The organism is Collinsella sp. MSK.8.10, assembly GCF_019041915.1.
Taxonomy (GTDB): Bacteria; Actinomycetota; Coriobacteriia; order Coriobacteriales; family Coriobacteriaceae; genus Collinsella.
Genome location: NZ_JAHPYF010000008.1, coordinates 72,305 through 98,170 on the forward strand (window position 1 = coordinate 72,305; position 25,866 = coordinate 98,170).

A 25,866-nucleotide genomic window follows, 5' to 3' on the forward strand; every position below is an offset into this window, starting at 1 on the left:
TTTGGGACGGAGCTTTTTTGACTACTTTTGCAGCCCGATTGCCAGAGCAGCCAATGAGTAGTCAAAATAGTCCGATCCCAAAATGACCGGCTTGGTGCCGCACCACAGAAAGGGCCCATCTACTACGTTTAGGCCGCAGGGGTCAACCATAGCCGGCTTTTCGAAAATCGGCAAGCTTTCTACCTGCGGTTTTGTTTTTGCAAATTCCGGGATGGTCGAAGGTGGCCGGTTTAACGTAGTAGATGGTCGCATTTCGTGGCAAACGGTCCGACCCAAGGCACAAGGCGGCCAACCTCGAATGGCCATTCTCGAAGTTGCGGTGGAATACGGACTGAATTGGCCCCTTAAAGGCAAAAACGCTCCGTATTTCACCGCGACTTATCGAGGGGATGGGTTTTAGATACGGCCAAGGTCGTAGGATCGAGCGGCCGCTTCGCCGGCGCAGATGAGGTTGGTTGTGGCTTCTTGCGGATCGAGTGTCTGTTCCAGGCCCATGGGTTTGCGGCAAATCGGCAGTACAAGGTCGATGCCTTGCCCATACACCGCATCCAGGTTATCAGCGCGACCGCCCACGACAGCAATCACCGGCTTGCCATATCGCTTCGCACGACGGGCCACACCCACCGGCGCCTTACCGGCGGCGGACTGCTCATCCATATTGCCCTCGCCCGTTATGACCAGGTCGACATCGCGCACGCGCTCGTCAAACCCCACGAGATCGAGCACCGTCTCCACGCCCGAACGCAGCTCCGCCCCGAGCGCCAGCAACGCCGCGCCCAAGCCACCGGCAGCGCCCGCGCCGGGCACGCCGAGCACCGAGCCAAATGTCCGCGCGCCCTCGGGTGTGCGCAACAACCCCTGGGCTCGAGCTCCGGCAATCGCGGCGTCGAGCAAGCGACCGTAGCCGACCATCCAGCTGTCGCACCTGCGCAGCGTCTCGATGTCGCCCGCCGGCAGACCCTTCTGTCCGCCGAACACCGCAAGCGCGCCGCGACGCCCTACGAGCGGATTATCGACATCCGAAAGCACAACAATACGAGTGCCATCCAAAGCCCGAAGCGCTGGCGCCAAATCAACGCTCGCCGCCCGCTCAAGTCCGGCAAGACCGGGGGCGACATCGCAGCCCTGATCATCGACCACACGCGCGCCCAGCGCCTGCAGCATGCCGGCGCCACCGTCGTTGGTGGCACTGCCGCCCAAGCCAATATAGATAGTCTTTGCGCCCATGCGAACCGCGCGAAGCATGAGCTCGCCCACGCCATAGGTTGTAGCAGCCAGCGCCGACGACTCCGTGCAAGGCGAATACCCAATGCCGGCCGCCTCGGCCATCTCGATGACCGAGGACTCGCGCTCGACATCAACCAGCATCCGGGCAGACACGCGGTCGCCCAAGGGACCTGCCACCTCGCAGGTCACAATCTCACCGCCGCACGCGGCAACGGCATCGAGCGTCCCCTCACCGCCATCCGCCAGCGGCAACGCGGCCACCTGGGCATCGGACCACACACGGCGCACGCCTTCGGCAACCGTCGCCTCCGCCTGCGCACTCGAAACGCTGCCCTTAAAGGAGTCGATCGCCAACAGCACACGGCGGGGTCGGCGGCACGCAGGACCAAAGTCAACCGCCATGCCAGCATCCTCACCGGCACCTGCAAGCGCCGCGGCGTGGGCGGCATGCGCCTCAAGGTTCGGACCGCAGCCACAGCCGCTGCCCCCCGCTCCGCGCAGACCGCCAAAATAGCTACTCAGCAGCTCGCGGCATTCATCCGTCAGGACCCCAGCCGTCACGTTAAACCGATGATTCAGGCGCGAATCGGCATTCAGGTCATACAGCGAACCCAGCGCGCCCGCCTTGGCATCACTCGCGCCATACACGCAACGCCCCACGCGCGCGTTGACCATAAGGCCCGCGCACATGCAGCAGGGTTCCAACGTCACATAAACCGTACAGTCGGAAAGGCGCCAGCGACCGAGCGACCGAGCGGCAGCGCACAGGGCCGCGAACTCTGCATGAGCCGAAGGATCCTGGTCGAGCTCGCGACGATTATGCGCCCTCGCGACGATCTCGCCGTCGCGCACCACCGCGGCTCCGATGGGCACCTCGCCCACCGCCGCGGCGGCTCGCGCCTCCGCCAACGCCTCGCGCATGAACTTCTCGTCGATTTCGGTGATCGTCATCGTTCGCCTTCCCTGTTGCAAATTCAAAACGATGCTATCATTACGACTCACGGAGAGATGGCAGAGCGGTTGAATGCGGCGGTCTTGAAAACCGTTGAGCGCGAGAGCGTTCCGGGGGTTCGAATCCCCCTCTCTCCGCCACTTTTAGTGATGCACCGGTGTCATGGTCCGCTCAAACAGCGCATCGACCACGTCGGCTATCTCAGGTCGACGCTCAAGATCGTGGCCCGATTCCCACCATATCGTGAAAAGTCGAATAATACCGCCGGCGACAAACTCAGACGTCGTCTCGAGTGACACGGGGGCCAGGGCATCCTCGGCAAGCACGTTCATCACACGCTCGCGGATGGAGCGGGCAATGCGGTCGCAAATAACGTTGGTCAACATGCCCGACATGCTGCTTGCCAATATGTTATCCATGAGCTGCTCGTGCGCCAGAATCAAATCCATGGCATCGTCCAAAATCGCGTGCCGAAGCGCGCGCACGTCCTCGGCAGATACCGCGCCGGCCTCATCGGGCTGTTTTTGCGGCAAGCCCGACATGAGCTCATCGATATAAAAGGCAAAGTAATCGTTCTTGTCGCGAAAGTGCTTGTAGAACGTCGTGCGGCGAATCATGGCGCGGTCGCACAGCATGGCAACCGTCAGGTCCTCAAAACGATGCTCCTCGAGAAGCTCGGTGAAGGCATCGAACAGGGCGCGGTAGGTTTTCTTGATGCGAAGGTCCACTGGTATCGCCATCCTCAGGGCAAAGACAACACTCGTCAATCTGTCGCATATCTTACACCTGTACCTCGCGCGCTTTGCCCCGGTGCCAACCCCGCCGAAAACACAACGCTTACCGGAAAGTTCGGCACGGCAAAACGTTGCGGGTATACTAGTAGCGTTATACCAACGGCAGCTGGCGCATGCCGCCGCGGCCATTCGAAACGGAGACATCATGATTACCGTCATCATCGGCATCGTTGTTGTCATTGTGATTGTCTGCGCCATCGCCGGCATCTACAACAACATGGTCACCAAGCGTAACCGCATCGATAACGCCTGGCAGAACATCGATACGCAGCTGCAGCGCCGCAACGACCTGATCCCCAACCTGGTCGAGACCGTCAAGGGCTACGCCAAGCACGAGCAGGAGACGCTCTCCGCCGTGATCAGCGCGCGTAACACCGCCGTCAAGGCCACCACGCCCGAGGCCAAGATGGAAGCCGACAACGTGCTGACCGGTGCGCTGCGCCAGCTCTTCGCCGTAGCCGAGGCCTATCCCGATCTTAAGGCAAACACCAACTTTACGCAGCTGCAGGCATCGCTCGAGGATACCGAGAACAAGATTAGCTATGCACGCCAGAGCTACAACGACTGCGTGCTCAGCTACAACAACGCCATTCAGACGTTCCCGGCTGTCATCTTTGCCGGCATCTTCCAGTTTAAGGAGCGCCAGGGCTTCGAGGCCGCCGAAGCAGCCCGCCAGGCCCCGACCGTCAAGTTCTAGTAGTTTGACAGCGCATCCTTAATCGGCCAAATGCATAAACCGCCCCGTCGAATGCATACTTCGACGGGGCGGTTTCCTTTTTCGCAAAGGTTCCCCTCTAAGCGCCGTGCATTTTTAGGAGTATTCAACATAACCAAGAGCTTCGGGCGCCACGATAAGTGCCAAAGACCGCGAATATCCCTGTAAATCAAACGCTATAAGCCCATAACCCCGCCCATCATCCGTAGAAAACATCGAGAACTCCCGATTTTTTGCCCGAGGTCGGTATGCAGGGGCCTTCGATTGCAGAATACTCGCAAAAATGCACGTCGCCACCACCCCCACATGGCGCGAACCAAAACAAAAGCGCGGCCTTCCTTTCCGGCGCACTCCGCGGGACGAAAAAACCTCCGCCGCACGAAGTGCGCAGCGGAGGTTCTTTCATGTCCGAGGACGCGCCGGAAAGGAAGGTCGCCCTCGGGCCGGACAGCTAAGACAGCTTACGCGACGGTGTAAACCCAGTTGTGCTTATCCTCAACAGCACCAGACTGGATACCAGTCAGGGTCTCGCGGAGCTTCTTCATCACAGGACCGATCTCGGTGTAGCCAGCCGGGAAGGTCACGGTCTCGTCGGCGCCGTAAACCTTGTTGTCGATCTCGCCAACCGGGGAGATGACGGCAGCGGTGCCGCACAGGCCGCACTCGACAAAGGTACCGGCCTTGACCTCGGCCCACTCGACGGGACGCTGGTCAACGGTCATGCCCAGGTCCTGAGCGACCTGAACGAGCGAGCGACGGGTGATAGAGGGCAGGATGGAGTCGGTGTGCGACTGAGGAACGACGAGGGTGCCGTCCTCCTTCACGAACAGGACGTTGGCGCCACCGGTCTCCTCGACATAGGTGCGGGACTCGGAGTCGAGATACAGGTTCTCGGCATAGCCCTCGCGATGGGCCTCCATCGTGGGCTTGAGGGACATGGCGTAGTTCAAGCCGGCCTTGATGTTGCCGGTACCGTGAGGTGCCGCACGGTCATACTCGGAAACGCGCAGCTTGACGGGCTTGAGGCCACCCTTAAAGTACGGACCGACCGGGGTCACGAGAATGCGGAACGTGTACTCAGGAGCGGGAGCCACGCCGATCACGTCACCGGAGCCGATCATAAACGGACGCACGTACAGGGTCGCACCGGAACCGAAGGGCGGAACCCAGGCGGCGTTGGCAGAAACGACCTGCTTGACGGCTTCAACGAACTTGTCCTTGGGGAACGGGGGCATCTCGAGGCGCTGCGCAGAGTTGTACATACGCTCGGCGTTCATGTCGGGACGGAAGCAGACGATGCTGCCGTCCTCGGCGGTGTAGGCCTTCAGGCCCTCAAAGACCTCCTGGCAGTAATGGAAGATGCCGCCGCACTCGGAGACATGCAAGGTGTGGTCGGTGGTCAGGCCGCCCTCGTCCCACTCGCCGTCCTTCCAATGGGCCTCGTAGCTGTAATCGGTCTTCATGTAGCCAAAGCCGAGGCTACCCCAATCGATATCCTTCTTCTCGACAGTCATATGTCGCTCCTTACATACACAGTTGCAAACTCGCGAACCCGCACGCAAGGACCGAGGCCGACCGCGTCGCAACGTCGCACGCCCGGAGCGTAGAGCCGGACGGGACACGCGAGCAGCATCAAAGCCGATGGCACGTCGATTCGCATGCACGAGATTGTACTCCCCGTACGCGTCTGATAAAACGCTTTTCTTTAACTAAGTAAAGTATTTTCATTTGACCGAAACTAAAGAGGCCCGCCACCGTAAGCGGTGACGGGCCTCAACTGCACGGTTTGCGCGCTGGCTCGAGCTACGCGTTCTTTTTGCCCAGCTTAGCCTTAACCAGACCGACCACGGTCGGGATGATCGACACGGCAACGATGCCGATAATCAGCAGCTCAAAGTGCTCCTGCACAAAGGGAATGCCGCCAAAGAAGTAGCCCAGCAGCGTAAAGACCGTCGACCAGGTAATGCCGCCCAGCACGTTAAAGACGACAAAGTTGCGCCAGTGCATGCCGCCCATGCCAGCGATAAAGGGCACAAAGGTGCGGATAAACGGGAAGAAGCGACCCAGGAAGATGGCCAGGTGACCCCACTTGTCCAAGAAGTCCTCGGACTTTTTGATGCGCTCGGGCGTCATGGCCTTGACCTTGCCCGAAGCGATGATCTTGCGGCCAAAGAAGTGACCGATCATAAAGTTGCACTGATCGCCCAAAATGGCAGCGGCCCATGCGGTGGCCAGAAGCGCCACGATGTTAAAGCCGCCGTTGTGGGCAAAGAAACCCGAGGCGAACAGCAGCGAATCACCGGGAAGGAACGGGAAGAACACCACGCCCGTCTCGATAAAGATGATCAGGAACACGCAGCCGTAGGCCATAAGCGGGCCGGCGGCGATCCAGCTGGCGATCGCGGTGCGCGGGTCCTTAAGCAGCTCGGCAATAAAATTGATGAAACCCATGAAGTAAAACCTCTCAGTTGTGGGCGCGGATACGTCCAAGTTGACCAGTATACGGTTGCGGTGCCCCCTCGTGCGCAACCCCACAAAAGCATGACTCCATTACCAGCAAGTTTGCATAACTGACACTTGTAGCGCAAAGCCGCCAAGATTGTCCTTTTTAATCCCTAGCGAATCGCTATACTTTATTGAATCGCATTGCCATGGCGCTAAGGGAGGGCGGCCGGTGAGCTTTATCAATACCATTCGCGAGGACATCAAGACCGTCCAGGCGCAGGACCCCGCCGCGCAAAACGGTCTGGTCGTCTTTCTTTCCTATCCTGGCCTGCACGCCAAGTGGAACCACGTGCCCGAGCACTGGCTGTGGGAGCACGGTCATCGCTCGCTCGCCCGCGTGCTCTCGCAAATCACCCGCCACATCACCGGCGTCGAGATTCACCCTGCCGCGCAGATTGGCAAGCACTTCTTTATCGACCACGCCATGGGCGTCGTCATCGGCGAGACCACCATTGTGGGCGACAACTGTGTGCTCTACCAGGGCGTCACGCTCGGCGGCACCGGCAACGAGACCGGCAAGCGTCACCCCACCCTGGGCAACAATGTCACGGTGGGCACGGGCGCCAAGGTGCTCGGCAACATCCGCATCGGCAACAACGTCAAGATCGGCGGCAACTCGGTCGTCGTTAAGGACGTCCCCGACAACTGCACCGTCGTGGGCGTGCCGGGACGCATCATCAAGCGCAACGGCTGCCGTGTGTTCGAGGAGAGTTTCGACGCCAAGCAGCATCGCGAGTACATGCCCGATGACGCCGCCGAGCAGTCCGCCCTCAACCGCCAGGGCATCACCGAGAATGCCCGCCGCGTCAAGGAACTCGAGCGAGAGGTGGCCGAGCTCAAGGCCCTCGTCGCCAAGCTCGTGGACGAACGCTAGGAACGCAAGCGGCACAAAACGACATCGGCATCAACGCAAAGGCGCGCCAGGGAATTCATCCCCGGCGCGCCTTATTTGTGATGTGGCAAAGAGACTGTCCCTTTGTCACATTATGCGAACTGGCTCAGATAGAGGTCGGCGTAGGCACCCTCGGCAGCCAGCAGCTCCTTATGCGTGCCCTGCTCGATAATGTTGCCGTGATCCATGACCAAGATCAGGTCGGCGTCCACGATCGTCGACAGGCGGTGCGCGATCACAAAGCTCGTGCGCCCGCGCATGAGCGCGTCCATGGCACGACCGATGGCAAGCTCGGTACGCGTATCCACGCTTGAGGTCGCCTCGTCCAGGATGAGAATCGCCGGGTTATTGAGCAGCACGCGTGCGATGGTCAGCAGCTGGCGCTGGCCCTGGCTGATGCTTTCGGCATCGTTGGCCACGCGCGTGTCGTAGCCCTGCGGCATGGTGCGCACAAAGAAGTCGACCTGCGCGGCGCGCGCAGCCGCCACGATCTCCTCACGCGTCGCCTCGGGACAGCCGTAGGCGATGTTTTCGGCAATCGTGCCATCGAACAGCCAGGCGTCCTGCAGCACCATGCCAAACTGCTGCCGTAGCTCGCCGCGGTCCATGCGGCTCGTATCCACGCCGTCGAGCGTAATACGCCCGCCGTCAATCTCGTAGAAGCGCATGAGCAGGTTGATGAGCGTCGTCTTGCCCGCGCCCGTGGTTCCCACCACGGCAATCTTCTGGCCCGGCTCGGCGGTAAACGACACGTCGTGCATAAGCGGCTTGTCGGGCGAATAACCAAAGCGCACGTGCTCAAAGGAGACGCGACCCTCAACGCGACCCGGCAGCTTGGCGGCCTCGTCCGGCAGCGGATCGGCCTCCATCTCGGGCTCATCGAGCAGGTCGAACACGCGCTCCGCACTCGCCAACGCGCTCTGCAGCGAGTTGAAGGTAAACGACAGCTGCGTCATGGGTTCGGACGCCTCGTAGATAAACTGGAAGAACGCCTGGAACACGCCGACGGTCATGTGACCGGCAACCAGCATGCTGCAGCCCACCAGCGCGATCACGATCTGCGCCAAACGGCCGATAAAGCGCACCGCAGGGCCGACGGCATTGATCATAAAGTCGGCCTTGGCACTCACGCGTGCCAGCTCGCCCGAGGCCTGGTGCACCTCGGCAGAACTTTGGCGTTCGCGGTTAAACGCGCGGATCACCAGACGGCCCGAATAGCCTTCCTCGACCGCACTCGTAATCTTGGACACCCACTCCTGGCGCTCGCCCGTCACATCGTGTGTGCGGCGCGAGACGACCTTCGTCACCAGCAGCGACAGTGCCGTAAAGAACAGAAAGACGAGCGTAAGCTGCACGCTGAACACGAACATCACGCTCACAGCACCAACAACCGTGCCGATCGACACGAGCAGCTGCAGCAATCCGCGCTGCATGCTCTCGGACATCTTGTCCAGGTCGTTGGTCGCGCGGCTGACGACCTCGCCGGGACGATGCGCGTCAAAATAGGCGAGCGGCAGACGGTTGAGCTTTTGCGCGATGCGGTTGCGCAGGCGCAGATTGAGACGCTCAGCGACGCTCGACATCAAAAAGCTCTGGAGCGCATAGAACGAGGCAGCGGCAGTCCAGATCATAAAGTAGACGAAAATGGTCTTGCCGCAGTTCTCCCAGGTGATGCTGAAAGTGGTGTCGTTGGCAAACGCCACCTGAATGTGGCCCCACAGCTCATCGATCACGCGGGCGCTATATGCCGGCGCGGCGGTGTTAAAGATGACATAGAACACAATGCTCGCGAACACGATATAGAAGCGCCAATGGTCGCCGGCAGCCTCACTCCACAGGCGGCGCACCGTCGCCCAGGTATCCCGAGGCGTCTCGTCCTCGTCTTCGTCGTCCACGTCGCGCATACGCTCTGCCTCGGCGCGGGCGCGCTCGTCCTCGGCACGTTCGTTTTCCTCGTAGAGCGCTTGGCGGCGAGCCTCGCGCTTGGCGGCGTCATCCAGCTCGGTCGACGCGGCAGCCGTTTCCTCGACCAGTCCCGCGGCAGCGGCGTCATCAACGCCGCCCTGCTTCTTGAGCTCCCCGGTCATGCTACTCACCTCCCTTCATTTGCGATTCCGCGATGGCGCGGTACACCTCGCAGGTTTCCATAAGCTCGCCATGCGTGCCCAAGCCCACGACCTCGCCGTCCTTGAGCACAACGATCTGGTCGGCATGCAAAATAGTCGAGATGCGCTGCGCGATGATGAGCACCGCGGCGTCGCGCGTCTCGTCCTGCAGCGCATGGCGCAGGGCCGCATCGGTCTTAAAGTCCAGGGCCGAAAAACTATCGTCGAAGATATACAGGTCGGCGCGCTTCATGAGCGCGCGAGCAATGGCCAGGCGCTGGCGCTGGCCGCCCGAAAAGTTCGTACCGCCCTGGGCAACCGGGGTATCGAGCCCCTGCGGTTGGTCGAGTACAAAGGTGCTCTGGGCAACCTCAAGCGCGTGAAGCATGTCGCCCTCGGTCGCGCCTTCGTTACCAAAGCGAAGGTTGCTCGCCACCGTGCCCGAGAACAGCCACGCCTTCTGCGGCACATAGGCAATGCGCCCGCGGATTTCATCTTGCGTAAGCTCGCGCAGGTCCACACCATTCAGGCGAATGGAGCCCTTGGTGGCATCGTGGAAGCGCAGCAGAAGCTTTGCCACCGTCGATTTGCCCGAGCCTGTCGAGCCAACGATCGCAGTCGTCTGACCGCGACGGCAGGCAAAGCTCAGGTCGCACAGGGTGTCCTCGTCGGCATCGTCAAAGCGAAACGACATGTGGTCGAACACAGCCACCGCATCGGCTTCGTCTTGGGGCTCGCGCGCCCCGTCATCCAGCGTGCGCTCGCCATCGACGATGCTCGGCTCAATCTCCAACACCTGCTGCGCACGGTTCAGGCACGCGGCAGCACGCGGAAGCGTCAGCACCACCATCTGGGCCATCATCACAAAGAACAGGATCAGAATTGCATACTCCAGCACCGCCGAGATACTCGCAATCTGCATGGCGTGGGCGCCTACGCGGTTGCCGCCCACCCACAGCACCGCCACCTCGGCGATGTTCATCAAAAAGAAGCTTGAGCTGTCGAGGCCCACAAACAGGTGGTTGACTTTGATGGCGTTGGCGGCGTATTCGCTAAACACCTCGTCCAGACGCCGTTCCTCGTGGCGCTCCTTGTTAAACGCACGGATGACGCGCACGCCCACAATATTCTCGCGCAGCACCACGTTCATGCGGTCGATAAAGCCCTGTAGGCGCATAAAAATCGGCGCCGCGTTGGCAACCGTAAAGACCGCCGCCACCAGCACAATCGCAACGACTACGCCCAGAAGCGTGCCCATGGCGGGATCGATAAACCAGGCGAAGATGATGCCCGCCACAGCCAAAAACGGCACGGGCAGCACCAGCTGAATCGTCTGCAGAATCGCCTGCTGAATCACGTTGATGTCGTTGAGCGAGCGCGTGATCATCGATCCGGTGCCAAAGCGCTCAAAATCGCTGGCCGCGAGCTCGAGCGATTTGTCGTACACGGCATTGCGGATATCGCAAGCCACGTTGGCGGCCAGGCGCGCCGAAAGATAGCAGCCCAGCACCGTGCCGCCGCTAGCCATGCTGGTCGCGATAAACATGTATAGGCCGTTGCGTAAAATGTAGTCGATATCGCCCGTGGTAATACCGGTGTTGACCATGTTCGCCAGCATCGTGGGAACCAGCAGCGTACCGACGTTATCCACCAGCAGCACCAGCAGCGTCACTGCGACAAGCCCTCGATAGGGCTTCAAAAACCTCATTAACAGTCGCACGACTCCCCCTCACCTTGATTCTCGGCTTGGCTCTCGGCAGCGATATGCTGCTTAAAGGCATCGCACTCATCGCCGAGCACCTGAGAGAATTTGCCGATCAAGCGCATAATCTCGCGCTGCTCACATGGCTCAAGCGCGCCAAAGGCTCGCTGCTCGGCCTTGAGTGCCGGCAGCGCATAACGCTCGGCAAATCGCCTGCCCTCTTCGGTCAGGCTCACAACCTTGTTCTTACGACTGCCTTCGGCAAACTCCAACGTTGCGAAGCCCCGCGCCGTCAAGGTTTTAATTGCCGATGTGATGGTCTGCTTGCTGTAGAACCATTCGCTTGTCAGACGGCTTACGGCAATACTGCCGCCCGCCGTGCTAGTGTCGACGAGCATCCAATAGGCGCAGTCCGAAAGGCCGCAGGCGCGCGAGAACTCCGAATAGATATGGTCGAGTCCATTGAGCAACCGATCGAAGTCGACCAGCGTAACCGCACTATTCATCTATCCCACCATTCAATTGTCCGATTTTTGACCAATTATGTGTCTCTAGATTAGTCCGAGTTTTGACTATCGTCAACAGGCTCTCCGCAAATGCGTGCATTTTTATGGCCTATCGGCAGAAAAAGACCGCCGGCGCGGGGGCGGCGCCAGCGGTCACGTGAAAATCGGGTTTTATTGCCTGTTAAGCGGCGACGGCCTCATAGACCGTAGCGCCCGAGAAGCTGTCATGCAGGCTCTTGCCGGCAATCCACGGCAGCTCGACGACCTCGCAGACCGTGTTGACCAACTCAGAACAGTCAGTAAAGTGGCCCTTGTCGTTGAGGGCCTCGCAATCCTGAACACGCCAATAGCCATCGGTGTGCGTGATGTAGTACTCGTGATCGTTGATCGACACGAAAGCGCGCGTCTTGGAACGCAGCAGCTTCAGAAATCCTTCGAAATCGGTCTCGACGACATCTCCAGCCTGGAACATGATGTTACCTCCTGGCCCGGCGCCACCACGGCGCATTGATAAACGTTGGTACTCCTTTAGTAAAACCTTTATCAGAGGTTATGCGTTCGTCATTTAGGCAAGTGGTAAAAAACCGCAGGGTAGACGGGATAAAACGTTTAACCATCCCATTTGTTTGTCACATTCTGAAGGTACTTTTATGCAAACCTACTTTCCCAATTGGAATCTATCCTTTTGGCCGGGCAATTGACCGTCTATCGTTTGAGCCCGACGGGTATGAACGGGGCATCTGCAACGCCACCGCAAGGAGACACCATGGAGACTATCGAAGCACTCATTCACCGCCGCAGCTGCCGCAACTACAGCGATCGTCCCGTCGAGGCCGAAAAGCTTGCACGTATTATCGAAGCCGGCCAATATGCACCGAGCGGCATGGGCCGCCAGCCGGTGACGTTTGTCGCCGTCACCGACCCCGCGACCGTCGAGCGTCTCTCGCAGCTCAACGCGCAAGTCATGGGCAGCAACAGCGACCCCTTCTATGGCGCCAAGACCGTTGTGGTGGTGCTGGTTGACCGCAGCGTGCCCACACATCTGGAAGACGGCTCGCTCGCCATGGGCAACTTGCTCAACGCCGCCTATGCACTGGGTGTCGATTCGTGCTGGATTCACCGCGCGCATGAGGTCTTTGACTCGCCCGAGGGCCTGGAGCTGCTGGCCAGCTGGGGCCTGCCCGCCGACGGCAGCCTGCGCGGCGTCGGTAACTGCATTCTTGGCTACGCCGAGGACACGCTACCCGAGGCAAAGCCGCGCCGCAACAACGTGGTGTACGTGAAATAGTACAGGAACGTCAGCAGGGGTAGCTAATTTGGGACGGGGCTATTTTAGCTACCCCACTCGCAACTTATATTGACGTCGCCGTTGTCGTCGTTTCGTTCGTCTGGGCCGTTTCGACGTCGTCGCCTTGCTTGTCTTCGTCCTTTTGCACATCGGCGATGGTGGAGGCCGCCGCAACGATACCGCGCTGGGGCGCGACGCTCGTCTGGGCCTGAGCGCCCTCGACAACTTCTGTACCTACATGCGCGAGCTCGGGCGATTTAAACATTGCGTCCAAGTTGGCGCCACCGCCGGCATATCCGAGCGCAGCGAGCGCGATGACGATCACTGCAACGGCGGCCACGATCGGCACGTAGCGATGCCAGCCGGCGGGATTGAGCCCGCTGCGGCGAGCCGCCCCGCGGCTGATGTAACCGAGCGTTCCGTCGTGCTTGAGCTTTGAGCCCACCACGCGTTTGCGGCCCCACAGCGAGGACTCTGCCTGCATTGCCAAGCGGGCGCTTGCCGAAGGATAGCCGTATTTAGTGCGCTTGAACGAGCCATCAAACCCCGAGGCGTGTTTGCCCCACGTCACCGATGTTGTGCGTCGGTTGACCGGCGCGGCACTCCGCCTTCTGCGGCTCGGTTTTGAAGTCTCAGCCATATGCCCTCGCACGCCGTAACCAAATCGAAACAATAACGCTTTGGACTGTAGCACACGCGTCGCGTGCGGTCACGGGCGCCTCGCTCAACGGTCATCGTCCTTCAGCAAGCGCCACAGCGTTGTACGGCTTATGCCCAGCACCTCCGCCGCACGGGTTCGGTTGCCGTGGAGATGGTCTACAACCAGATGCGCGATATCTCGCTCGGTATCGGCCAGCGGTCGCAGGATATACAGGTCACTTTCAAGCGTCGGGGCGCCAAAGGTTGCGGTCTTAATCACGTCCTCTTGGGCGAGCACTTCCTCCGCCACAGCGCGGTCCACCGTGCCCGTCCCCACCAATATATACAGACGTTCCGAGACCTCGCGGAGCTGCAGATAGTTGCGCGGCCAGCGGTAAGCATCGAGCGTCTTCGTCGCCGCGGCAGACAGCGTAGGCGCTGCCGTCCCAAATGCATCAGCGAGATATTCCAAATAGCGCGCGACCTTCGTCGACGCGGCTCCCTGCTCGGCGATTGCCGGCGCGACGCTCACCGCACAGGCGAAGCGCTCGGTCACAAAGGCGGCTTGATCACTTTCGCCGCCGCCCGGCATGTCATTCGCCGTCAGCACCACATGGCAGCGCGTCGCCAACGCGGTGTCGGTCATCGTGGAGACCAGCTCGCGGAGGCGCTGGGGGCCAACCGCGTTCCAGCCCTCAATGCAAAGGGTCAGCCCCATTTGGAACAACGGCGATTCGACGCTTTTGAGTACATGGCGCCAACCGCGCTCGGTGAGCTCATCGAGCGCAACGGAAACAAAGGGCTGATCGGCAAAAGGACCGTCCAGATAGAGGCGCTTGGCGATCTCGACCTGACCCGCTCCCAGCTCGCCCTCGAGCATAAGAGGCACACCGCGCGCGTAACTCTCTGCAACCGGCGCAGCCACCGAGGCCGCCCCCTCAACGATGCCGTACGCGCTCGATTCGTAGCGGGCCTCAACTTCGTCGGCGTTGAGCCACTCGATGCCCGCATGCGCCGCGGCACCGCGCACCTCGCGGACCACGACGACCCAAAGTCCCCCGCCCTCTTTGTCGGTGGGGCGAACGGTCAGGCTCAGGCGCGCACCCGCACGCCCCATAACCAGACGCGCGCCGTCTCCTATACGGTCGAGGCGCTCAGCTACAAAAGCCGCCACATCCCGCTCAAGCGCCGCGTCATTCATGGTCGAGATCGCGACGTCCCCACGCGCATCGATTGCCAATGCCGAGGCCCCGGCAGCAGCCAGGGCCTCGGTCAAGATGTTCAGCTTGGCATCGCTATCCATGATTTGCCCCTGTCCGCGGCGACATGCAGCCGCCGACGGTCGCACGACCGAGTGTTTCAAAATTGAACGATATTGCTCACCAAACACTATAGGGCAGAAAGCGCCGTCCTGCGAGTATAGGTGTTGCCCCGCATCGCCATCCTGGCGGGGCGATAAGAGCTCTTCGGGACTTATAAACCTGCGGACAAGCCATACCCGCAAGAGCTCCTATCGCTCCACCGTGAGAATGCGCTCACCAGCAACCAGCACGCAAACAAGCTACTTCTCTACCAGATTCCCAGTACGTGTTGCATTCCCAAACTCATGCACGCAATGCCAATCCAGCAGCAAAAGCCCAATGCGATGGGCTTGCCGCCCTTTTTGACCAGCTCGACGATATCGGTATTAAAGCCAATAGCCGCCATGGCCATCACAATAAAGAATTTCGACAGCTCCTTGATGGGCGCCGTAAAGGACGCGGGAAGCTGAAGCACCGTGGTGATCACGCTCGCCAGCACAAAGAACAGCACGAACATGGGAAACGCGCGTTTAAGCGAGAACGTGCTTTTGGCGTCACCGCCGGCCTTGCGCGCCAGATGCATCTGCCAGCATGCGAGAACCAACGTGATGGGAATAATGGCCAGCGTCCTGGTGAGCTTGACCACTGTGGCGCTCTCGAGCACATTGGCGCCGGGGTGCATGCTGTCCCAGGCGCTCGCCGCAGCCGTTACGGACGAGGTGTCGTTGATGGCGGTACCGGCAAACAGGCCAAAGCCCTCGTTGGTCAGCCCGAGCATGCCGCCGAGCGTCGGAAACACGAGCGCCGCGATAACGTTAAACAGGAAGATGACCGAAATGGCCTGGGCAATCTCGCGATCGTCGGCATCGATGACGGGTGCGGTCGCGGCGATGGCGGAACCGCCGCAAATCGACGAACCCACACCCACAAGCGTCGCGATCTTACCTGGCACGTTCATGACGCGGCAGAGCACAAAGGCGATGACAAGCGAGGTCGAGATTGTCGCCACGATAATCGGCAGCGACTGGGCGCCCTTGGACAGAATCTGGGAGAGGTTCATGCCAAAGCCAAGCAGGATAACCGCGTACTGCAAGACTTTTTTGGACGTATAGGTAACGCCGGCGGCGAGCTGTTCGCGACGATTCTTGGGAAAGACGAGCGCCAGGACCATGCCAAAGAGGATGGCAAACACCGGCCCGCCGACCACCTCAACCTGTTTGCCGAGCAACGTCGCGGGAATGGCGATGATCAGGCAGAACAAGACGCCCTTCCAGCGCTCGCGTACGATATTTGCCAGTTGCATATGGGATTCCTTCTTTCTATTTCACGTTTGCGACGGCTTATGATACGGCAACATTGAGTGCAGCCTTGCGCAAACACAGACTAAGATGCCGCAATAGTTCTCAGGCAACAGCCGAATTACCCACCGCGGAGAGCTGATTCGCGGCATAATTAACAACTGACATATGAGTTTGATAGAACAGTTGCGAGGCGCTATGGAAGAATCGATGCACGTCGGCGAGCAGGAAACGAGTCTACAGGACCAGTCCTACCACACCATTCGACGCAAAATCGTCTACCTGGACTACAAGCCGGGCGAAAAGCTGGGCGTCAAGCAGCTTTGCGATGACCTGGACATGGGTCGCACGCCCGTGCGCGAGGCTTTGGTTCGCTTGGCGCAGGAAGGCCTGGTGCGCACCGTGCCCCAGAGCGGTACCTACGTCTCACCCATCAACCTCACCCTTGCCGAGAGTGCCTGTTACATCCGCGAGCATCTGGAAAAGCAGGTGATCGTGGAATGCTGTGCGCGCGCCACGTCGGCTGGCATCGAGCAGCTCGACCGCGCCATCGCGCTGCAGGAAAAGGCCATGGCCGAAGAGGATCGCATCGGCTTCTTTTTGAGCGACAACCTCATGCATCACATGATTTTTAGCATCGCATGTCGCAGCACCGTGTGGTCGTGGCTCGAAGAGACCAATGCCGACCTGGAGCGCTTCCGCTGGCTGCGCGCCGCCACGCAGGTTCTCGACAATCAGGACATCGTGAACGAGCACAAGCAGATTCGCCGCGCTATCGCCGGTCGCGACCCCATCGAAGCGAGCTTTTTGGTCAGCAAGCACCTGCATATGATGTTCCGCAACCAGACCGAGGTTCTGGACCAGTTCCCCGAGTACTTCGAGACCAGCAAGCTCCGCTAACCTGCCAAAAAGGGACAGGTTCATTTTGGCAGGTTTTATCTGGGCAAATGCAGAAAAGGCCCGGCTCCGTCTTGATGCGGAGCCGGGCCTTAGTCGCTAGAACGGCGGAACCAACTATTCCACGGTCACGCTCTTAGCGAGGTTTCGGGGCTGATCGACATCGCAGCCGCGCAGGATGGCGACCTCGCGGGCGAGCAGCTGCAGCGGGACGCTCGCCGTGATGGGGCTGAACACGTCGCGGACTGCTGGCACGCGGATGATGCAGTCGGCGATCTTGTTGATCTCCTCGTCGCCCTCGGTGGCAACGACGATGACCTTGGCGCCGCGCGCCTTGCACTCCATGAGGTTCGACACGGTCTTGTCGTAGGTGGCACTCTTGGTGGCCACAGCGATGACAGGGAAGCCCGGGTCGATCAGGGCAATGGGGCCGTGCTTCATCTCGCCGGCGGCGTAGGCCTCGGCGTGCAGGTAGCTGACCTCCTTGAGCTTGAGCGCACCCTCGTAGGAAATAGCGGCGCCCATGCCGCGACCCACGAACAGTGCGGACTGCGCGTCCTTGCACAGCAGGGCGGCCTCATGCACGGCCTCGGTTTGGGTATCCAAAATCCACTGGATCTGCTCGGCCGTATCGGAAAGCTCGCGGAACAGCATGCGCGCCTGCTTGGTGGTCAGACGGTACTTGACCTGCGCCAACAGCAAAGCCAGCAGCGTGAGGCTCACGACCTGGCCGATGAAGCTCTTGGTCGAGGCGACCGCGATCTCCTTGTTGGCCTTGGTGTAGATGACGCCGTCACTCTCACGCGCCACGGGGCTGCCCACCACGTTGGTGATGCCGAAGACCTTGGCACCCTTAATGCGCGCGTCTCGAATGGCGGCAAGGGTATCGGCCGTCTCGCCCGACTGGGACACGGCAACGACGAGCGTCGTCGGCGTGATGATGGGATTGCGATAACGGAACTCGCTGGCCGCCTCAACCTCGGTGGGGATGCGAGCCCAGCCCTCGATGAGATTCTTAGCAATGAGGCCAGCGTGATAGCTGGTGCCGCAAGCGATCACGTAGACGCGGTCGATGTCGTTGAGCTCCTCGAGCGAAAGGCCCAGCTCGTCGATGTCGAGCTCGCCGGCCGGCGTCATACGACCGACCAGCGTGTCGCGCACGACGCGCGGCTGCTCGTGAATCTCCTTGAGCATAAAGTCGGGATAACCGCCCTTTTCTGCCATGTCCAGGTCCCAGTCGATGTGGGTGACCTTAGGCTCGATAACGTTGCCGGCCTCGTCGGTGTACTCGACGCCTGCGGGCGTGAGCTTGGCAAACTGACCGTCCTCGAGCACCACGACGTCGCGGGTTGCGTCGATGAGCGCGATGACGTCGGAGGCGACATAGGCGCCGGTCTCGCCCGCGCCGACCACGATCGGGGAATCCTTGCGGGCCACGGCGATCACGCCGGGCTCGTCAGCGCACACGGCGGCCAGACCATAGGCACCGACCACGTGGGTGCAAGCCTCGCGCACGGAGGCCATCAGGTCGTGCGTCTCGGCATAAGCCTCTTCGATCAGATGCGCGAAGACCTCGGTATCGGTCTCGCTCTTAAAGTGGTGGCCGCGGCCCTCCAGCTCTTCGCGCAGCTCGGCGAAGTTCTCGATGATGCCGTTGTGGACGATGGCGATACGACCGTCGCAGCTGGTGTGGGGGTGAGCGTTAACGACGGAGGGCTTGCCGTGGGTGGCCCAACGGGTGTGGCCGATACCGCAGGTAGCGTCGCTGTCGATATTGGAAAGCTCGCTCTCCAAGCCCGCGACCTTACCCACGCGGCGGATGACGTCGAGGTGCACCGCGGCGCCCTCGCCCACCTCGAGCGCGACGCCCGAGGAGTCATAGCCGCGATACTCCATACGCTTGAGGCCCGTGACCAGGATGTTCTTTGCAATATCAGAGCCGGTGTAGCCGACAATTCCGCACATAGGATAAATCCCTTCGTCCGCTTGACTGCAAAACGTCCACGCACAGGGGGCGCTGAGACGCATAACGTTCGAGTATTGTACTCACGGAAACGCAAGCTGATATACCAGAAGTGGTATCTCAACTTAGATACCACTCGATGCACACATGCCCAAACCACCACGATGGGGACAGGCGCCTTTGTGGTGGCCTGGGCTCCAGCGTTTCCCCAGATAAAACCTGCCAAAATAAACCTGTCCCTTTTTGGTAGGTTTGGGATGCTACAATCTGCCTTGTACTTGAAACGCATCAAAGGGGCCGCTATGGCAAAGGTAAAAATCAGCGACGTCGCGCGCGAGGCCGGGGTTTCGTTGGGCACGGTTTCCAACGCGCTCAACCACCCCGAAAAGCTGCGCCCCGAGACCCTCAAGCTCATCAACGAGACCATCAATCGCCTTGGCTACCTGCCCAACCAAAGCGCCCGTCAGCTCGCGGGCGGCGCCACCAAGTCCTTTGGCCTGGTGCTCCCCCGTCTCGACCACGGCTTTTCGCTCCAAATCGCCAGCGGCGCCCACAACGAGGCCCGCAAGCACGGCTACGACCTGCTCATCGCCAACGCCGATAATGACGATATTCTCGAGAACCATTACCTGCGCTACTTTATGGGCACCCAGATGTCCGGCGTCATGGTTCAGCCCATGGCGTCCCCCGACTGGCATCCGGCCATGACTAAAATGCCCGTGCCGATCGTCCATCTGGACATCCATTGCTCCGAGCCCGGCTACTACGTAGCGGCCGACAACGAGGCCCAGGGTCGCATCATTGCCGAACTTGCCATCGCCCGCGGCGCACGCCATATCACCGTTGTGGGTAGAGCAGCATTTATGCAACTCACCCTGCGCGTCCTTGGCATTCATAAGGCGCTCGCCCTGCACCCCGATATCAAGATCGAAGTCATCGACGCCGGCGAATGGAATACCGCCGCCGACGGCTACGGCATCGGCGCCCAAATCGCCGCGCGCCCCGCCGACGAACGCCCCGATTTTGTCGTCGGTCTGACCGACGTGCTGGCCTCGGGCGTCATCTCGGCGCTGGTCGACAAAGGCATCGCCGTCCCCGGGCAAGTACGCGTAGCAGGTTGCGATGGCAACCCACTCGCTTGGAGCGGATCGGTCCCGCTCACTACGGTAGCGCCCTCGGGCTACGAGATTGGCCGCAAGGGCGTTCAATTGCTCATGGAGCAAATCGAGAACAAGGTCCCGACAAAGACCAAGCATATCCACGTCAGCTCTGCCGCGCGCACCGTCACCGCGGTCACGGCCATCGAGGACATCAACCGCCAAGAACTCGTGCGGCCGTTCCTGCTGGAACGCGCCAGCACCCAGGCAAGCAGCCAGACCGACGCCACGGCCATCAACCTCGGTGCGTATCTATAGCACACCCGCAAGTATGCTAAGTCGCCGCTCAAGCAAAAGGGGCCCGACCATTGCCGGACCCCTTTTGCTTGAGCGCAAACGTGGGCAATTGCTCGTTTCAACACCGCAATTGTCTAGCGCACGGCCTTGACCGCCGCCGCCAGATCGAACAGCGTATCGAGCACGGCCTCGCAGCCATCCACCACGTCCTGCGGCAGCGGCACGATATCGGGGACGGCGAAGACATGGCATCCGGCCGTGATGCCCGAGACGCAGCCGTTGCGCGAATCCTCGACCACGGCACATTCCTCGGGAGCAAAGCCCGCGCGCTCGCAGGCGAGCAGATACATCTCGGGGTCGGGCTTGCCGTGCACGACGTCCTCGCCACACGTTACCGTTTCAAACTTGTCAAAAAGACCGACCATCTTAAGGTTGCGCTCGGCCGTAACGAGGCGCGACGACGTCGCTAGACCCACGTGATAGCCCGCAGCCAGCAGCTCGTCTAGGCACTCGGCGGCACCGGCCTTAAGTTCCAGTTCGGTCTTGACCATCTCGTCGCGAATCTCCTTGTGGCGACGATAGATCGCCTCGGTGGTTTCGTGGCTGCCATAATGCTTATCAAGGATGTCCATAACATCGGGCAGCGTGCGGCCGATAAACTGATGGATCAGCGCTTCATCAATCGCGAGCCCCAGCTCAGCGGCGCCTGCCTTCCAGGCCTTAATCCCCAAACGCTCGGTATCGACCAGCGTTCCATCCATGTCAAAAATAACAGCCTTGATCATATCGGTCCCCCATCGACTCTCGCTGTCGCGTTGCTGCAACTCTACCGCATTTGGCAACTTGTATATAACGTATATGCCATATTGCACTTTCGTTACACAGATAGAAGTCTTATGGCAAGTAACGCATTAGGATTATAGTTTTCGATCGAGTACTCAACGATAAGGATCGTTTCATGATTTTAGACACCACGGCACCCGCAGAGGAGCTTCAAGACAAGCTATCGGCGCTCGAACAGCTGCTTTTGGCATACAGGCGCGTGGCTATCGGGTTTTCCGGCGGCGTTGACAGCAGCTTTTTGGCCGCCGTATGCGCCCGCGTCATGCCTACCAATACCCTCCTCGTCCATCTCACCACGCCGCTCATCGGCACGCCCGAGCAGGCTTCGTTTGAGCAGTCCGTTGATGGGCAGGCCAATGAGGGGCCGCATTTTAAGCTCCCCGTGCTCAATCTTTCGGTTGATCAGCTGCAGCTCCCCCAAGTAGCCTGCAACGATGCCAATCGCTGCTACCACTGCAAGCACGCCGGCTTTACCGCCATCGTCAACCACGCCAAGTCGCTCGGCTTTCCCACCGTCATCGATGGCAGCAATGCAAGCGATCGCGGTGACTACCGCCCCGGCATGCGTGCGGCAGAAGAGCTCGGCGTACGCTCACCCCTTATGGAGGTCGGCTTTACCAAGGACGAAGAGCGCGAGCTGCTGCGCGCATGGGGTTATCCCGTTTGGAACCTGCCGGCGGGAGCATGTCTTGCCACGCGCGTCCCCACGGGCGAGGAGCTTACGCGCGAGAAGGTCGATTTAATCCGCGCCTGCGAGGATTACCTGCACGATCTTGATCTGGCACAGGTACGCGCGCGCTTGATCGGCGGCTGCATGCATATCGAGGCCGCACCCGCAGATGTCGCCAAGATTGCTGCCCTCGGCGGCAACGCCGTCGATGCCGAGGGCAAAACCCCGCTGCCCGCCGTTATCGAGTCCGCGCTGCGCGAACTGGGCTGCGACCATATCTCCCCCGAGGTCACCCCCTACATCCACGGCAACATGAATCTTTAGGTTACGCCGTTTTACAAACGGCGTAACTGCTCGGCGCTGCGCGGGCCCCGGGCACGGCAATCTGACGTTCAACTTCACGGGCGCGACCAAAAGGTCAGCGCCCGCTTGTTTCACGTCACCTTACCGCACCCGGAGCCCGCTCGCTCGCATATGCTCAACCTGCACTGCGTTAACTGACCTGCCAATAAGGGACAGGTTTATTTTGGCAGGTTTTATCTGGGGAAATATCGCGAGGCAGTCGCCCCCCCTAGCACCCATCTCACTTCGAGAGACACAAGAGGGGCGACTCGCCTGCATCTACTTCTTCCGATAGCGGCGGTTGCGGCTCGTCGACGAACCCATTACTTCGATGAGCCCTTTATCCTCCATTTTTGGCAGATGGTAGCGGACGGACGAATTTTGGCATTCCGTCTCTCTAAAACAATAGATTTATCTCTCTAACGTTTCGTATATCTCTCTAACTTTAGAGAGATAAGCGCCTTGTTTTAGAGAGACATTTAGAGAGATGTATCGAATTCACTGTTAGATTGCCCAATGTTATCTCTTTAACTAGCTTTCTCTTTAGAGAGACATTTAGAGAGACGAGCGCAATCTCTCTAATCAAGGGCTCCACTCTTTAAGGTGCACACTTCCTAACCGTGCCCTAAGTTGCGGTGAAATAACTCACGATTAGCCTGCCAAAAAGCGACAGGTTTATTTTGGCAGGTTTTATCTGGGGAAACGCAAATAGGGCCGTGACACCCATACGGCGTCGCGGCCCTTTTCCTTGGAGAAGGATCAATTGATTGAACGGGATGACCGTTCTAGTCTTCGAGTCCGCTATTGATGAGCTCCGCAATCTCAACGGGATCGGTGCTCGCGCGCACCTTGTCACGGAAGCCGGCGTCCATCAGCATCACGGCAGCCTTGGAGAGCAGACGCAGGTGCGTAGTTCCGGCCTCGCCGGCGGGCACGTACAGCGCGAGCGCAACATCGACGGGCACCCCATCGAAGCTCGGCCATTCAACGGGCTCGGTCAGTTTAAGCACGGCAACGCCCGGCGTGTGGATCGCGTCGCTTTTGGCATGCGGAACGGCAAAACCGGCGACAAGGCCGGTCTCGGCCTCGTTCTCGCGAGCAATGAAGGCGGCCTCTACGGCAGATGCGTCATCGGCAAAGCCGAGCTCGATGGCCTGCTCGGACAAATAATGTAGGGCGTCCTCGCGCGAGGCGGCGGTATACCCGATTGTCACTTGGTTGGCAGATACAAATCCCATGGAAACCTTCCTTACAACACGGACCTGACCGCAGCTTCGATGCCGTCGGCGTCCAAACCGTACTTGTGCAGCAAATCGACCGCAGGGCCGGACTCGCCATACACATCGCGCACGCCGACGCGACGCATCGGCACCGGATGCTGCTCTGCGAGCACCGAGGCCACGGCCTCGCCAAGACCACCGATAATCGAATGCTCCTCGGCGGTGACCACGCGACCGGTCTTCTTGGCGCTGGCAACCACCAGGCGCTCATCAAGCGGCTTGATCGTGTGCATATTGATGACCTCGGCATCGATACCATCGGCAGCGAGCGCCTCGGCAGCCTCAAGCGCCTCGGCGACCATAAGGCCACAAGCGATGATGGTCACATCGGACCCCTCGCGCACGACCACGCCGCGACCAATCTTGAACTCATAGTCCTCGTGATCGTTAATGACCGGCGTTGCCAGGCGTCCGAAGCGCATGTAGACCGGTCCCTCAAACTCATAGGCGGCGCGCACGCAAGCGCGAGCCTCGATGTCATCGGCGGGAACGATTACCGTCATACCCGGGATCGTGCGCATGAGTGCGATATCCTCGCAGCACTGGTGCGTGGCGCCGTCTTCACCGACCGAGATACCCGCATGCGTGGCACCGATTTTGACGTTGAGGTGCGGATAGCCAATGGAATTACGCACTTGTTCGTACGCGCGACCGGCGGCAAACATCGCAAAGGTGCTCGCAAAGGCGACGTGGCCCGTGGTCGCGATGCCGGCGGCGAGCCCCATCAGGTTGCTCTCGGCAATGCCGGCGTCGTAGAAGCGCTCAGGGTGCGCAGCCTTAAACTTACCGGTCTGCGTGGCGGCGGCCAGGTCGGCATCGAGAACCACAAAGTCATCGCGCTCATTGCCCAGCTCGACAAGTGCCTCGCCATAGCTAACGCGCGTGGCGACTTTCTTGACGTCTGCCATTAGAGCTCCTCCCCTGCCGCTGCGAGCTCGGCCATGGCCTGCTCAAACTGTTCATCGTTGGGTGCCTTGCCGTGCCAGCCCACCTGGTTTTCCATAAAGGAGACGCCCTTGCCCTTCACCGTCTCGGCGATAATGGCCACGGGCGAGTCGCTCACTTTGCGGGCCTCGGCAAAGGCGGCGGCAATCTGCGCCATGTCGTTACCGTCGGCGAGCTCGATCACATGCCACTTAAAGGCGCGGAACTTGTCAGCGAGCGGCATGGCCGAGTTAACTTCATCGATTGTGCCGTCAATCTGCAAGCCGTTGTGGTCGACGACGGCAACAAGATTGTCGAGCGCATGGTTGCCGGCAAACATGGCCGCCTCCCACACCTGGCCCTCCTCGCACTCGCCGTCGCCCAGCAACGTGTAGACGCGGTAGCTGTCACCCCAGTGCTTTGCGGCGAGTGCCATTCCAACCGCGGCGGAGATGCCCTGACCGAGCGATCCGGTGGACATATCGATGCCAGGGGCGTCGTTCATGTTGGGATGGCCCTGCAGTCGGCTGCCAATATGACGCAGCGTCTCGAGCTCTTCGACGGGAAAATAGCCGCGATTTGCCAACACCGAATACAGGCCCGGCGCCGCGTGACCCTTGGAGAGCACAAAGCGATCGCGATCGGCCTTGTGAGGGTCGGCAGGATCGATATTCATTTCCTCAAAGTACAGATACGCCATGATGTCGGCAGCACCGAGCGATCCACCCGGGTGTCCCGACTTGGCCGCGTGAACCGCAGTCACGACACCCTTCCTGACCTCATTGGCGACCTTCGCCAGCTCCTGGTTGGTCATACGAATTCCTCTCTTGAGAACAACCCCGGCACCGGATGACGCGATGCCGGGGCAATCCACTCGTTAAGCCTGAGCGACGACCTTCTGCCAGTCAGCCTCAAAAGAGGCGAGGCCCTGGTCGGTCAGCGGATGATGCAGGCACTTCTTGAGAGCGGCCATGGGCACGGTCGCAATATCGGCACCGAGTAGCGCGGCCTGGGTCACGTGGTTGGGCGTACGAACCGAGGCGGTGATGATCTCGACGGTGTCGTCGACGTTCTTGCCCGTCCAGTCGTAGTTCTTAATGCAGGTCACGACGTTGTCGAGCTGCGAGATACCGTCCTCGGCGATGTCATCGAAACGACCGACAAACGGGCTGATGTAGCGAGCACCGGCATTGGCGGCCATAAGGGCCTGCGTCGGCGAGAAGACGAGCGTCATGTTGACGCGCACGCCAGCATCGGCCAGCGCACGGCAGGCGGCAAGGCCGGCCTCGCACACGGGAAGCTTGACCACGATGTTGGGGGCGAGGGCGGCAAGGCGCTTGCCCTCCTCGATCATACCCTCGGCAGTGGTAGCGGTAGACTCGGCGGAAACGGGCAGGCCCTCGCAGAGCTCGGCAATCTTGAGCATATGCGGCTCAAAGTCGGCAAGCTTGCCGCCGGTCTTGGCGTACAGGGACGGGTTGGTGGTAACACCGGCCAGGCAGCCCCAGCTCTTGGCCTCGGCGATCTCGTCCAGATTGGCGGTATCGATAAAGAACTTCATGGTGCAAACTCCTTCGAAGGAATCCAAAACTCAAAAAATAGGACAAAGGGGATGCCCCTTTGTCCTAT

Annotated in this window: 23 protein-coding genes and 1 tRNA gene; 7 read left to right on the forward strand and 17 right to left on the reverse strand. The window is 60.3% G+C overall.

All coding sequences use genetic code 11. The features are described 5' to 3' along the window. Positions 1-396 precede the first annotated feature (396 nt). The gene (gene tadA, locus KTF55_RS08810; protein WP_217108359.1) at positions 397-2,178 is read right to left on the reverse strand and encodes a tRNA adenosine(34) deaminase TadA; all 1,782 of its coding nucleotides are present in this window, start codon (positions 2,176-2,178) and stop codon (positions 397-399) included. A gap of 51 nt (positions 2,179-2,229) precedes the next feature. Between tadA and KTF55_RS08815 the strand changes: the two genes are divergently transcribed. Next, a tRNA-Ser gene (locus KTF55_RS08815) sits at positions 2,230-2,319 on the forward strand. Positions 2,320-2,322: 3 nt separating this feature from the next. On the opposite strand, the gene KTF55_RS08820 is transcribed toward KTF55_RS08815, so the two are convergent. Continuing rightward, entirely contained in the window at positions 2,323-2,907 is a 585-nt protein-coding gene (locus tag KTF55_RS08820) for a TetR/AcrR family transcriptional regulator (RefSeq protein WP_158549345.1), read from the reverse strand. A 211-nt stretch (positions 2,908-3,118) separates the two neighbouring features. Here KTF55_RS08820 and KTF55_RS08825 point away from each other — a divergent pair, with 211 nt between their 5' ends. Further along, the gene (locus tag KTF55_RS08825; protein WP_082421874.1) at positions 3,119-3,670 is read left to right on the forward strand and encodes a LemA family protein; all 552 of its coding nucleotides are present in this window, start codon (positions 3,119-3,121) and stop codon (positions 3,668-3,670) included. Between the two features lie 479 nt (positions 3,671-4,149). Here the strand turns inward: KTF55_RS08825 and KTF55_RS08830 are convergent, their stop codons facing one another. Beyond that, entirely contained in the window at positions 4,150-5,202 is a 1,053-nt protein-coding gene (locus tag KTF55_RS08830; protein WP_035138743.1) for a branched-chain amino acid aminotransferase, read from the reverse strand. A gap of 289 nt (positions 5,203-5,491) precedes the next feature. Further along, positions 5,492-6,139: a DedA family protein gene (locus KTF55_RS08835; protein WP_117746503.1), complete on the reverse strand. Its 648-nt coding sequence runs from the start codon at positions 6,137-6,139 to the stop codon at positions 5,492-5,494. 223 nt (positions 6,140-6,362) lie between these two features. On the opposite strand from KTF55_RS08835, the gene cysE reads away from it, so the two are divergent. After that, complete coding sequence (gene cysE, locus KTF55_RS08840; protein WP_217108360.1) at positions 6,363-7,067, forward strand: serine O-acetyltransferase; 705 nt, start codon at positions 6,363-6,365, stop codon at positions 7,065-7,067. Positions 7,068-7,177: 110 nt separating this feature from the next. Here cysE and KTF55_RS08845 read toward each other — a convergent pair whose 3' ends face one another. From KTF55_RS08845 to KTF55_RS08860, 4 genes are all read right to left on the reverse strand, one after another. Continuing rightward, positions 7,178-9,172 (reverse strand): ABC transporter ATP-binding protein, encoded by a 1,995-nt coding sequence (locus tag KTF55_RS08845; RefSeq protein ID WP_217108361.1) that lies wholly within the window; start codon positions 9,170-9,172, stop codon positions 7,178-7,180. 1 nt (position 9,173) lies between these two features. Beyond that, complete coding sequence (locus tag KTF55_RS08850) at positions 9,174-10,898, reverse strand: ABC transporter ATP-binding protein (protein ID WP_217108362.1); 1,725 nt, start codon at positions 10,896-10,898, stop codon at positions 9,174-9,176. Continuing rightward, positions 10,898-11,398, reverse strand: a complete 501-nt coding sequence (locus KTF55_RS08855; RefSeq protein WP_217108363.1) for a MarR family winged helix-turn-helix transcriptional regulator — start codon at positions 11,396-11,398, stop codon at positions 10,898-10,900. Before KTF55_RS08855 ends, KTF55_RS08850 begins: the two co-directional genes overlap by 1 nt. A gap of 181 nt (positions 11,399-11,579) precedes the next feature. Beyond that, a complete protein-coding gene (locus KTF55_RS08860; RefSeq protein ID WP_006235631.1) occupies positions 11,580-11,870 on the reverse strand; it encodes a hypothetical protein in 291 nt (96 codons plus the stop codon). A 294-nt stretch (positions 11,871-12,164) separates the two neighbouring features. Between KTF55_RS08860 and KTF55_RS08865 the strand changes: the two genes are divergently transcribed. Then, positions 12,165-12,686, forward strand: a complete 522-nt coding sequence (locus tag KTF55_RS08865; RefSeq protein WP_217108364.1) for a nitroreductase family protein — start codon at positions 12,165-12,167, stop codon at positions 12,684-12,686. A gap of 64 nt (positions 12,687-12,750) precedes the next feature. On the opposite strand, the gene KTF55_RS08870 is transcribed toward KTF55_RS08865, so the two are convergent. The 3 genes from KTF55_RS08870 to KTF55_RS08880 form a co-directional block, all read right to left on the reverse strand. Continuing rightward, on the reverse strand, positions 12,751-13,326 hold the full coding sequence (locus KTF55_RS08870) for a hypothetical protein (RefSeq protein WP_217108365.1): 576 nt from the start codon (positions 13,324-13,326) through the stop codon (positions 12,751-12,753). A gap of 84 nt (positions 13,327-13,410) precedes the next feature. Next, entirely contained in the window at positions 13,411-14,628 is a 1,218-nt protein-coding gene (locus tag KTF55_RS08875) for a helix-turn-helix domain-containing protein (RefSeq protein ID WP_217108366.1), read from the reverse strand. A 266-nt stretch (positions 14,629-14,894) separates the two neighbouring features. Next, the gene (locus KTF55_RS08880) at positions 14,895-15,929 is read right to left on the reverse strand and encodes a YeiH family protein (protein ID WP_138113569.1); all 1,035 of its coding nucleotides are present in this window, start codon (positions 15,927-15,929) and stop codon (positions 14,895-14,897) included. A 193-nt stretch (positions 15,930-16,122) separates the two neighbouring features. Here KTF55_RS08880 and KTF55_RS08885 point away from each other — a divergent pair, with 193 nt between their 5' ends. Then, positions 16,123-16,824 (forward strand): GntR family transcriptional regulator, encoded by a 702-nt coding sequence (locus KTF55_RS08885; RefSeq protein ID WP_226790702.1) that lies wholly within the window; start codon positions 16,123-16,125, stop codon positions 16,822-16,824. A 114-nt stretch (positions 16,825-16,938) separates the two neighbouring features. Here KTF55_RS08885 and glmS read toward each other — a convergent pair whose 3' ends face one another. Next, a complete protein-coding gene (gene glmS / locus KTF55_RS08890) occupies positions 16,939-18,786 on the reverse strand; it encodes a glutamine--fructose-6-phosphate transaminase (isomerizing) (RefSeq protein ID WP_217108367.1) in 1,848 nt (615 codons plus the stop codon). A 300-nt stretch (positions 18,787-19,086) separates the two neighbouring features. Between glmS and KTF55_RS08895 the strand changes: the two genes are divergently transcribed. Then, positions 19,087-20,199, forward strand: a complete 1,113-nt coding sequence (locus KTF55_RS08895; RefSeq protein WP_226790704.1) for a LacI family DNA-binding transcriptional regulator — start codon at positions 19,087-19,089, stop codon at positions 20,197-20,199. 113 nt (positions 20,200-20,312) lie between these two features. Here the strand turns inward: KTF55_RS08895 and KTF55_RS08900 are convergent, their stop codons facing one another. After that, entirely contained in the window at positions 20,313-20,963 is a 651-nt protein-coding gene (locus KTF55_RS08900) for an HAD family phosphatase (protein WP_161115403.1), read from the reverse strand. A gap of 173 nt (positions 20,964-21,136) precedes the next feature. Between KTF55_RS08900 and KTF55_RS08905 the strand changes: the two genes are divergently transcribed. Next, on the forward strand, positions 21,137-22,015 hold the full coding sequence (locus KTF55_RS08905; RefSeq protein WP_196033268.1) for an ATP-dependent sacrificial sulfur transferase LarE: 879 nt from the start codon (positions 21,137-21,139) through the stop codon (positions 22,013-22,015). Positions 22,016-22,818: 803 nt separating this feature from the next. Here KTF55_RS08905 and KTF55_RS08915 read toward each other — a convergent pair. The 4 genes from KTF55_RS08915 to fsa form a co-directional block, all read right to left on the reverse strand. Further along, positions 22,819-23,271: a PTS sugar transporter subunit IIA gene (locus KTF55_RS08915; protein WP_055310174.1), complete on the reverse strand. Its 453-nt coding sequence runs from the start codon at positions 23,269-23,271 to the stop codon at positions 22,819-22,821. 11 nt (positions 23,272-23,282) lie between these two features. Continuing rightward, positions 23,283-24,221: a transketolase family protein gene (locus KTF55_RS08920; RefSeq protein ID WP_196033265.1), complete on the reverse strand. Its 939-nt coding sequence runs from the start codon at positions 24,219-24,221 to the stop codon at positions 23,283-23,285. After that, positions 24,221-25,051 carry a transketolase gene (locus KTF55_RS08925; RefSeq protein WP_156063460.1) on the reverse strand — a complete coding sequence of 277 codons (831 nt, stop codon included), beginning with the start codon at positions 25,049-25,051 and terminating at the stop codon, positions 24,221-24,223. Before KTF55_RS08925 ends, KTF55_RS08920 begins: the two co-directional genes overlap by 1 nt. A 63-nt stretch (positions 25,052-25,114) precedes the next feature. Continuing rightward, positions 25,115-25,798, reverse strand: coding sequence for a fructose-6-phosphate aldolase (gene fsa, locus KTF55_RS08930; protein ID WP_006235616.1), 684 nt, complete (start codon positions 25,796-25,798; stop codon positions 25,115-25,117). Positions 25,799-25,866: the final 68 nt, after the last annotated feature.

What these genes read in the sequence shown, in the direction of transcription:
- KTF55_RS08835 (WP_117746503.1), bottom strand. Translation starts at nt 6,139, where the DNA reads ATGGGTTTCATCAATTTTATTGCCGAGCTGCTTAAGGACCCGCGCACC.
- KTF55_RS08855 (WP_217108363.1), bottom strand. Translation starts at nt 11,398, where the DNA reads ATGAATAGTGCGGTTACGCTGGTCGACTTCGATCGGTTGCTCAATGGA.
- KTF55_RS08915 (WP_055310174.1), bottom strand. Translation starts at nt 23,271, where the DNA reads ATGGGATTTGTATCTGCCAACCAAGTGACAATCGGGTATACCGCCGCC.
- KTF55_RS08860 (WP_006235631.1), bottom strand. Translation starts at nt 11,870, where the DNA reads ATGTTCCAGGCTGGAGATGTCGTCGAGACCGATTTCGAAGGATTTCTG.
- glmS (WP_217108367.1), bottom strand. Translation starts at nt 18,786, where the DNA reads ATGTGCGGAATTGTCGGCTACACCGGCTCTGATATTGCAAAGAACATC.
- KTF55_RS08885 (WP_226790702.1), top strand. Translation starts at nt 16,123, where the DNA reads ATGGAAGAATCGATGCACGTCGGCGAGCAGGAAACGAGTCTACAGGAC.
- KTF55_RS08895 (WP_226790704.1), top strand. Translation starts at nt 19,087, where the DNA reads ATGGCAAAGGTAAAAATCAGCGACGTCGCGCGCGAGGCCGGGGTTTCG.
- KTF55_RS08830 (WP_035138743.1), bottom strand. Translation starts at nt 5,202, where the DNA reads ATGACTGTCGAGAAGAAGGATATCGATTGGGGTAGCCTCGGCTTTGGC.
- KTF55_RS08920 (WP_196033265.1), bottom strand. Translation starts at nt 24,221, where the DNA reads ATGGCAGACGTCAAGAAAGTCGCCACGCGCGTTAGCTATGGCGAGGCA.
- KTF55_RS08925 (WP_156063460.1), bottom strand. Translation starts at nt 25,051, where the DNA reads ATGACCAACCAGGAGCTGGCGAAGGTCGCCAATGAGGTCAGGAAGGGT.
- KTF55_RS08880 (WP_138113569.1), bottom strand. Translation starts at nt 15,929, where the DNA reads ATGCAACTGGCAAATATCGTACGCGAGCGCTGGAAGGGCGTCTTGTTC.
- KTF55_RS08865 (WP_217108364.1), top strand. Translation starts at nt 12,165, where the DNA reads ATGGAGACTATCGAAGCACTCATTCACCGCCGCAGCTGCCGCAACTAC.
- KTF55_RS08875 (WP_217108366.1), bottom strand. Translation starts at nt 14,628, where the DNA reads ATGGATAGCGATGCCAAGCTGAACATCTTGACCGAGGCCCTGGCTGCT.
- tadA (WP_217108359.1), bottom strand. Translation starts at nt 2,178, where the DNA reads ATGACGATCACCGAAATCGACGAGAAGTTCATGCGCGAGGCGTTGGCG.
- fsa (WP_006235616.1), bottom strand. Translation starts at nt 25,798, where the DNA reads ATGAAGTTCTTTATCGATACCGCCAATCTGGACGAGATCGCCGAGGCC.
- KTF55_RS08900 (WP_161115403.1), bottom strand. Translation starts at nt 20,963, where the DNA reads ATGATCAAGGCTGTTATTTTTGACATGGATGGAACGCTGGTCGATACC.
- KTF55_RS08905 (WP_196033268.1), top strand. Translation starts at nt 21,137, where the DNA reads ATGATTTTAGACACCACGGCACCCGCAGAGGAGCTTCAAGACAAGCTA.
- KTF55_RS08870 (WP_217108365.1), bottom strand. Translation starts at nt 13,326, where the DNA reads ATGGCTGAGACTTCAAAACCGAGCCGCAGAAGGCGGAGTGCCGCGCCG.
- KTF55_RS08845 (WP_217108361.1), bottom strand. Translation starts at nt 9,172, where the DNA reads ATGACCGGGGAGCTCAAGAAGCAGGGCGGCGTTGATGACGCCGCTGCC.
- KTF55_RS08825 (WP_082421874.1), top strand. Translation starts at nt 3,119, where the DNA reads ATGATTACCGTCATCATCGGCATCGTTGTTGTCATTGTGATTGTCTGC.
- KTF55_RS08850 (WP_217108362.1), bottom strand. Translation starts at nt 10,898, where the DNA reads ATGAGGTTTTTGAAGCCCTATCGAGGGCTTGTCGCAGTGACGCTGCTG.